This is a genomic window from Streptomyces beihaiensis (genome assembly GCF_026274175.1).
GTDB lineage: Bacteria > Actinomycetota > Actinomycetes > Streptomycetales > Streptomycetaceae > Streptomyces > Streptomyces beihaiensis.
The window spans coordinates 1-7,411 of sequence record NZ_JAPHNL010000125.1; the positions used below are offsets into that span (position 1 = coordinate 1).

Annotated in this window: 9 protein-coding genes and 1 pseudogene; 4 read left to right on the top strand and 6 right to left on the bottom strand. The window is 71.9% G+C overall.

Annotated elements, in window-relative coordinates; translation table 11 throughout:
- Positions 1 to 624 (bottom strand): DAK2 domain-containing protein (locus OFY01_RS13760; protein WP_266599690.1); only part of this gene is annotated, 624 nt, incomplete at its 3' end.
- 284 nt (positions 625 to 908) lie between these two features.
- Here OFY01_RS13760 and rpmB point away from each other — a divergent pair.
- The gene (rpmB, locus tag OFY01_RS13765; protein WP_003993230.1) at positions 909 to 1,094 is read left to right on the top strand and encodes a 50S ribosomal protein L28; all 186 of its coding nucleotides are present in this window, start codon (positions 909 to 911) and stop codon (positions 1,092 to 1,094) included.
- Positions 1,095 to 1,183: 89 nt separating this feature from the next.
- Here the strand turns inward: rpmB and thiD are convergent, their stop codons facing one another.
- Both thiD and OFY01_RS13775 read right to left on the bottom strand, forming a co-directional pair.
- The gene (thiD, locus tag OFY01_RS13770) at positions 1,184 to 2,023 is read right to left on the bottom strand and encodes a bifunctional hydroxymethylpyrimidine kinase/phosphomethylpyrimidine kinase (RefSeq protein ID WP_266599692.1); all 840 of its coding nucleotides are present in this window, start codon (positions 2,021 to 2,023) and stop codon (positions 1,184 to 1,186) included.
- Positions 2,020 to 3,009 (bottom strand): thiamine-phosphate kinase, encoded by a 990-nt coding sequence (locus OFY01_RS13775; RefSeq protein WP_266599693.1) that lies wholly within the window; start codon positions 3,007 to 3,009, stop codon positions 2,020 to 2,022. The genes thiD and OFY01_RS13775 overlap by 4 nt, the downstream gene beginning before the upstream one ends.
- Before the next feature lie 200 nt (positions 3,010 to 3,209).
- Here OFY01_RS13775 and OFY01_RS13780 point away from each other — a divergent pair, with 200 nt between their 5' ends.
- Positions 3,210 to 3,443: an Lrp/AsnC family transcriptional regulator gene (locus OFY01_RS13780; RefSeq protein WP_266599694.1), complete on the top strand. Its 234-nt coding sequence runs from the start codon at positions 3,210 to 3,212 to the stop codon at positions 3,441 to 3,443.
- Between the two features lie 20 nt (positions 3,444 to 3,463).
- Entirely contained in the window at positions 3,464 to 3,964 is a 501-nt protein-coding gene (locus OFY01_RS13785; RefSeq protein WP_266599696.1) for a DUF3515 domain-containing protein, read from the top strand.
- Positions 3,965 to 3,986: 22 nt separating this feature from the next.
- On the opposite strand, the gene OFY01_RS13790 is transcribed toward OFY01_RS13785, so the two are convergent.
- The 3 genes from OFY01_RS13790 to OFY01_RS13800 all read right to left on the bottom strand — a co-directional run bounded on the left by OFY01_RS13790 (position 3,987) and on the right by OFY01_RS13800 (position 7,038).
- Complete coding sequence (locus OFY01_RS13790; RefSeq protein ID WP_266599698.1) at positions 3,987 to 5,150, bottom strand: D-alanine--D-alanine ligase family protein; 1,164 nt, start codon at positions 5,148 to 5,150, stop codon at positions 3,987 to 3,989.
- 92 nt (positions 5,151 to 5,242) lie between these two features.
- Entirely contained in the window at positions 5,243 to 6,253 is a 1,011-nt protein-coding gene (locus tag OFY01_RS13795) for an NAD(P)H-dependent glycerol-3-phosphate dehydrogenase (protein ID WP_266599700.1), read from the bottom strand.
- A complete protein-coding gene (locus OFY01_RS13800) occupies positions 6,250 to 7,038 on the bottom strand; it encodes a lysophospholipid acyltransferase family protein (RefSeq protein ID WP_266599702.1) in 789 nt (262 codons plus the stop codon). The genes OFY01_RS13795 and OFY01_RS13800 overlap by 4 nt, the downstream gene beginning before the upstream one ends.
- Before the next feature lie 135 nt (positions 7,039 to 7,173).
- Between OFY01_RS13800 and OFY01_RS13805 the strand changes: the two are divergent.
- Positions 7,174 to 7,411: pseudogene (locus tag OFY01_RS13805) on the top strand (2-phospho-L-lactate guanylyltransferase); the annotation flags it as partial.

The window sequence follows — 7,411 nt, forward strand, 5'->3', positions numbered from 1 at the left end:
GCCCGCGTCCACGACGCCCGCGGTGCGCAGGACCGGGAGCTGGCCGGGGGTGGCGTCGAGCGCCGCGCACGCGCCCTCGTAGGCGGCTCGCGCGACGGCGCCGCAGTCTCCCTCGGTCTCCTGCGCCGCCGTCGCGGCGGCCGCGGCGACCGTGAGGACGGTGCCCTCCACGGGGTGGGCGACCGCTGCGCGCGCGGCCTCGGCGGCCCGGGTCAGGGCGAGCCGCAGCGCACTGGCGCTCGCCCGCGGACCCGCACCACTGGCGTGATCTTGCTCATGGGCGCCGTCGGCGAGCACCTGTGCCATGCCGCGCAGCAGCTGGGCGAGGATGGTGCCGGAGTTGCCGCGGGCGCCTATGAGGGCGCCGTGCGCCATGGCCCGCATCACGTCGGACAGCGCGGGCGGGGCGGGCTCGGGCGCCGTCTCCAGACCGTCGAAGACCGCCTCGACGGCCTGGTGCGCGGATTCGACGGTCAGGTAGAGGTTGGTGCCGGTGTCGCCGTCCGCCACGGGGTACACGTTGATCGCGTCGATCTCGGCGCGGTCGCGGCCGAGCGCCTCCAGGGCGAGTGAGCACCAGGCGCGGACCGCGGCTACGTCGAGTACGTGTCGCGTCTGCGGCACCTGCGCCTCCTTGAGCTGCTTGACCGGAATCGCAGAGTAGACCCCGCCGGGCGGCCGCCCGGTAGAGGGGCCGGGGAGGGGTTGCACAGGCCCTGTGCAGCCACGCGCGGGGCGGCGGCCCGGGCAACCATGGTAGTTTCGTTGTGCCGAAGCAGCCGTTGTATGCTGCTCCGGTTGCCCGATATCCATCGGGCCGTCCCCTGGCACCGCCACTCAGATCCTTGATCTCGATCCCGGCATGCCGGGATTATCCGTAAGTGCATCTGAAGTCTTTGGAGTGACCCGTGGCTGCCAACTGCGACGTCTGTGGCAAGGGGCCGGGCTTCGGCAACAACATCTCGCACTCGCACCGCCGTACGTCCCGCCGCTGGAACCCGAACATCCAGCGTGTACGTACCGTGGTGGGCGGGACGCCGAAGCGCGTGAACGCTTGCACCTCGTGCATCAAGGCCGGCAAGGTCTCGCGCTGACGTTACGCGTAGCGCGGCCACCTCGCTGGTTGCTTGAAGAGCCGGTCCCCTCGGGGACTGGCTCTTTTTTCGTGCCCCCGGCCGCCGGTTCACGCCCTCGGCCGCCAGCCGTGGTCGACCGGCCCGATGCCCTCCCCCAGGGCGAACCCGGCGGCGATCGCCCCGGTCACGTACTCCTTGGCAGCCCGCACGGCGTCCGGCACCGGACGCCCCCGCGCCAGGTACGCGGCGACGGCGGAGGCCAGGGTGCAGCCCGTGCCGTGCGTGTGCCGGTTGGCGTGGCGCGGGGCGCGCAGCCAGTGCTCCCGCGCGCCGTCGGTGAGCAGGTCGACGGCCTCGGCCGAGCCGGAGGGTTCGCCGTCCCGTGACGGCAGATGCCCGCCCTTGATCAGCGCCCAGCGCGGGCCGAGGGCCAGCACGGCCGCCGCGGCCCGGCGCATGTCGTCCTCGGAGGTGACCCGCACGCCGGTGAGCCGCGCCACCTCGTCGAGGTTGGGCGTGGCCACGGTGGCTGTCGGCAGCAGTTTCGTACGCACGGCGTCGAGGGCCGAGTCGGCGAGCAGTGCGTCGCCGTGCTTGGAGACGCCCACCGGGTCGATCACGACGGGCACCTCGGCGGGGATCTCCGCGAGGAGTTCGGCGACGCACTCCACGAGCCTCGGCGAGCCGAGCATGCCGGTCTTGACGGCCTGGACGCCGATGTCGTCGACGACGCTGCGGAACTGCGCGCGCACCGCCTCCACGGGCAGCTCCCACGCGCCCTGGACGCCGAGCGAGTTCTGCGCGGTGACGGCCGTGACGGCGCTCATGCCGTGCGCGCCGAGGGCGAGCAGTGTCTTGAGGTCGGCCTGGATGCCCGCGCCGCCGCCGGAGTCGGACCCGGCGACGGTCAGCACGCGCGCGTGCGCACGCCCGGCCGGGCCGCTCACGACTCGATCTCCGCTCCGCCCGGCCCGTCGGGGTCGCCGAAGTGGTCCCAGCCGCCCTTGCTGGTCCACGGGGCGCCGTCCACGGTCACCTGCGGCAGGGCCGACGGGTTGAGCACCTCGCCGATCACCTTCCAGCGGGCGGGCAGTTTCACGTCCGGTGGGAAGGTGGCCACGATCGCGTGGTCCTCTCCCCCGGTCAGCACCCACTGGAGCGGGTCGACGCCGACGGCCTGCCCGATGTCGTTCATCTGGGACGGCACGTCGACCTTGCCCGACTTGATGTCGATGCGGACCTTGCTGGCCTCGGCGATATGGCCCAGGTCGGCGATGAGCCCGTCGCTCACGTCGCACATGGCGGTGGCGCCGAGCCCGGCCGCGGCGGGCCCCGCGTGGTACGGCGGCTCCGGCCTGCGGTGTGCCTCGACGAAGGCGCGCGGCGAGCGGAAGCCGCGCGAGAGGACCGCGTACCCGGCGGCCGACCAGCCGAGCCAGCCCGTCACGGCCACGACGTCGCCGGGTTGCGCGCCGGCGCGGGTCACCGGCTCGTGGTTGCGCAGGTCGCCCAGCGCGGTGATCGCCACGGTGATCGTGTCGCCGCGTACGACATCGCCGCCCACGACGGCCGCACCCGCCACCTGGCACTCGTCGCGCAACCCGTCCATCAGCTCGGACGGCCAGGACGCCGGCAGGTCGGCGGGGACGACGAGACCGAGCAGCAGGGCGGTCGGCACGGCGCCCATGGCGGCGATGTCGGCGAGGTTCTGCGCGGCGGCCTTGCGCCCGACGTCGTACGCCGTGGACCAGTCGCGCCGGAAGTGCCTGCCCTCCAGCAGGACGTCCGTGCTCGCGACGACGCGCCGGTCCGGCGCGGAGACCACGGCGGCGTCGTCGCCGGGTCCGACCCGCACGGCCGGGGTGGTGGTGAGCCGGGAGGTCAGCTCCTTGATGAGCCCGAACTCGCCCAGTTCGCCGACTGTGCCCTTCATGCGCCTGCTGCCCCTTCTGCCCCGGCCTGCTCGCGGTCGCGGGCCTTGTCTGTCATGGGTACGGTTTGTGTCACGGGCTGTGCCGTGGGTTCTCTCGCGGGTGCGCCACAGCCGACCCGGGTCTCCCCGCCGCACTCGGCGACGCGATACCGTGGCGTCCCTTCTCCCCCCATGATCCTCGTGGCCGCCCTGGAGGTTCCGTGGTACAGGCGTACATCCTGATTCAGACCGAAGTAGGCAAGGCGTCGACCGTCGCCGAGGTGATCGGCGAGATGCCCGGAGTCATCCAGGCCGAGGACGTCACCGGTCCCTACGACGTCATCGTGCGCGCGCAGGCCGACACGGTCGACGAGCTGGGCCGCATGGTGGTCGCCAAGGTCCAACAGGTGGAGGGGATCAGCCGCACGCTGACCTGCCCGGTCGTCCACTTGTAGCCCCCGTCTACCCTGGGCCGGTGAACCTTTTCCGTCACCGGCACTTCGGTCTGCCCGCACTGTCCGTACTGTCGCTGCTGCCCCTGCTGATCGTCACGGGCTGCAGTTCAACGGACGGCGCGCCCACGGCAGCGGTTCCCTCCCCGGACGCGAAGGTCACGAAGATGTGCCGGAAGCTGCACGATCTGCTGCCGCAGAAGGTGGAGGGCCACGGCCGTAACGACCCCGAACCGCACTCGGAGCTGACCGCGGCGTGGGGAAGCCCGGCGATCATACTGCGCTGCGGCGTCGCGTGGCCCTCCGCGATGGCGGACAAGGACACCCTGCCCGCGACGGTGAACGGCGTCGGCTGGGGCGTGGAGAAGCTCGACGACGGCGCCCAGCGCATGTACACGGCGCTACGCCAGGCCTATGTCGAGGTCACCATCCCGAAGGAACTGGTGGCGCGGGACGGCGCGGCCCCGCTCGTGGACCTGGCCGGCCCGATCAAGAAGGCGATCCCGAAGGGCATCGCCGACTGACCGGGCGGCTGATCCGCCGGGCTCAGCGCAGACCGGTGGGCCTGCGCAGCGCCGCCTCCAGGAGGCGGTCGACCAGCTCCGGGTAGCTGACGCCGCTCTCCTGCCACATCCGCGGATACATGGAGATCGGTGTGAAACCGGGCAGCGTGTTGATCTCGTTGATGACGAACTCGCCGTCCTCCGTGAGGAAGAAGTCGGCGCGCACGAGCCCCTCGCAGGACACCGCGTCGAAGGCCGCCACCGCGAGCCGCCGCACCTCGGCCGTCTGCTCGTCGGTCAGCGGCGCGGGCACGATGCCGGTCGCGGAGTCGATGTACTTGGCCTCGAAGTCGTAGAAGTCGTGGGCCTGCACGGGCGGGATCTCGGCCGGGACCGAGGCGCGCGGCCCGTCCTCGAACTCGAGGACGCCGCACTCGATCTCGCGCCCGACGACCGCCGCCTCGATGATGACCTTCGGATCGTGGGCGCGGGCCGTCTCCATCGCCTCGTCGAGCCCGTCGAAGGACTCGACCTTGGTGATGCCGAAGGACGAGCCCGCGCGCGCGGGCTTCACGAACAGCGGCCAGCCGTGCTCGCCGACGAAGTCGGCGACGCGGCGCCTGGCGGCCTCTCGATCGTGTTCCCATGCGCGCGGCCGGATCACCACGTACGGGCCCACCTTGAGCCCGAACGACGTGAAGATCCGCTTCATGTACTCCTTGTCCTGGCCGACGGCCGAGGAGAGCACGCCGCAGCCGACGTACGGCGTCCCGGACAGGTCGAGCAGCCCCTGGATCGTGCCGTCCTCGCCGTACGGGCCGTGCAGCACCGGGAAGACGACGTCGACCTCGCCGAGCGCCTTGGGCACGGAGCCGGGCTCGTTGTAGACGACTTCGCGCGAGCCGGGGTCGACCGGCAGAACCACGCCGCCCTCGGGCGACTCGGCGAGCTCGGCGACGTCCGGCACCGTGCGGCCGGTGATGGCCATGCGCTCGGGGTCGTCGGCCGTCAGCGCCCAACGGCCCTCACGGGTGATGCCGATGGGCAGCACGTCGTACTTGGAGCGGTCGATGGCACGCAGCACGGCGCCCGCGGTGACGACGGAGACGCCGTGCTCGGAGCTGCGACCACCGAAGACGACGGCCACACGCGGCTTTGGCCCACGCACGGTGGACGGCTGGCTCTGGGGGAGGTTCTCGCTGCTCATATCGCGACGAGCGTACCTGCTGGTAGTACGAGAGTCAGCGCCCGCGGAGCCGCCCGGCGTGGCCGTGGCCCGGACGGCTCGCCCCGCGTCGCTCAGCGTCGTTCGGCCTTGGCGGAGCGCGACATGAGCTCCTTGACGGCGACGACCGGCGGTTTGCCCTCGTGGACGATCGCGACGACGGTCTCGGTGATGGGCATGTCGACGCCGTGGCGACGTGCCAGGTCGAGCACGGACTCGCAGGACTTGACGCCCTCGGCGGTCTGCTTGGTGACCGCGATGGTCTCCTCCAGGGTCATGCCCTTGCCGAGGTTGGTGCCGAAGGTGTGGTTGCGCGACAGCGGCGACGAGCAGGTGGCGACCAGGTCCCCGAGGCCCGCGAGACCCGAGAAGGTCAGCGGGTCGGCGCCCATGGCGAGCCCGAGCCGGGTCGTCTCGGCCAGGCCGCGGGTGATGAGGGAGCCCTTCGTGTTGTCGCCCAGGCCCATGCCGTCCGCGATGCCGACGGCGAGGCCGATGACGTTCTTCACGGCGCCGCCGAGTTCGCAGCCGACCACGTCGGTGTTGGTGTAGGGCCTGAAGTACGGGGTGTGGCAGGCGGCTTGGAGGCGCTGGGCGACGCTCTCGTCGCGGCAGGCGACGACCGCGGCGGCGGGCTGCCGGGCGGCGATCTCGCGCGCCAGGTTGGGCCCGGTGACGACGGCGATACGGTCGTCGCCGACCTTGGTGACGTCCTCGATGACCTCGCTCATCCGCATCGCGGAGCCGAGCTCGACGCCCTTCATGAGGGAGACGAGGACGGTGTCGGGAGCGAGCAGCGGCGCCCACGCGGCCAGGTTGCCGCGGACCGTCTGCGAGGGCACGGCGAGCACGGTGAAGTCGGCGCCCGCGGCGGCCTCGGCCGGGTCCGCGGTGGCGCGCACGCCGCGCGGCAGCTCGACCCCGGGCAAGTAATCGGGGTTGGTGTGGGTGGAGTTGACGGCCTCGACCAGTTCGGGGCGGCGGGCCCACAGGGTGACGTCGCACCCGGCGTCGGCGAGCACCATCGCGAAGGCGGTGCCCCACGAGCCCGTGCCGAAGACGGCGGCCTTCACGGGTCGGCTCACTTGCTCTCCTCCGTCGAGGTCTCCGCCTGGTTCTGGATCGAACTGCCGCTGTCCGCCAGGGTTTTGCGGCGCTGCTGCAGCCGGGCCTCGCGCGGGTCGAAACGCTTCTGCGGGGCCTTCTCCCCGCGCAGCTGGGCCACGAGCGAGGTGATCGCGGCCATGATGGTCTCGGTCGCCTCCTTGAGTAGCTCCGGCGTGATCTCCTGGTCGTAGTAGCGCGACAGGTCGACGGGCGGCCCCGCGAGCACGTGGTGGGTCTTGCGCGGGAAGAAGTGCGGCTTCTTCGCGTACGGCGCGAGGACGTCGGTGGCGCCCCACTGGCCGATCGGGATCACCGGGCACTTCGTCTCGAGCGCGACCCGGGCGACACCGGTCTTGCCCGTCATGGGCCACAGGTCGGGGTCACGGGTGAGCGTGCCCTCCGGGTAGAAGGTGACGCACTCGCCGCGCTGCACGGCGTCGATCGCGGCCCGGAAGGCGCTCAGCGCGTTCGTGGACTCGCGGTAGACGGGAATCTGGCCGGTGCCGCGCATGAAGGCACCCACGAAGCCCTTCTTGAACAGGCCGTGCTTGGCCAGGAAACGGGGAACTCGTCCGGTGTTGTACTGAAAGTGCGCGTACAGGAACGGGTCGAGATGTGAATTGTGGTTGACGGCGGCGATAAAGCCGCCGTCGGCTGGAATGTTCTCCATTCCACGCCAGTCCCGCTTGAACAGCACCACCAGCGGCGGTTTGCAGAGGACCGCTGCGAAGCGGTACCAGAAGCCGATTCTGCGGCGGGACACTCGGACACCTTCCTCTAGGACCTGGCCGGCATCGCGCGCCGGGCCGCACAAGTGTCGCGCCAGGCCACCGGTCTGTCGAGAACACCGTACGCCCGCCCGCACTACGGCACCGCATGCACAGGTCACAATGAGCGCGTGCAGTGGACCTTGGTCATCCCTCTCAAGCCGCTGGTGCGGGCCAAGAGCAGGCTGGCGCCGACGGCGGGTGACGCCCTGCGCCCCGGCCTGGCGCTCGCCTTCGCGCAGGACACGGTGGCCGCGGCGCTCTCCTGCTCCGCCGTCCGGGATGTGGTGGTCGTCACGGACGACGGCCGGGCCGCCGGGGCGCTGGCGGAGCTCGGCGCCCGCACCGTGCCCGACACCCCGCAGGCCG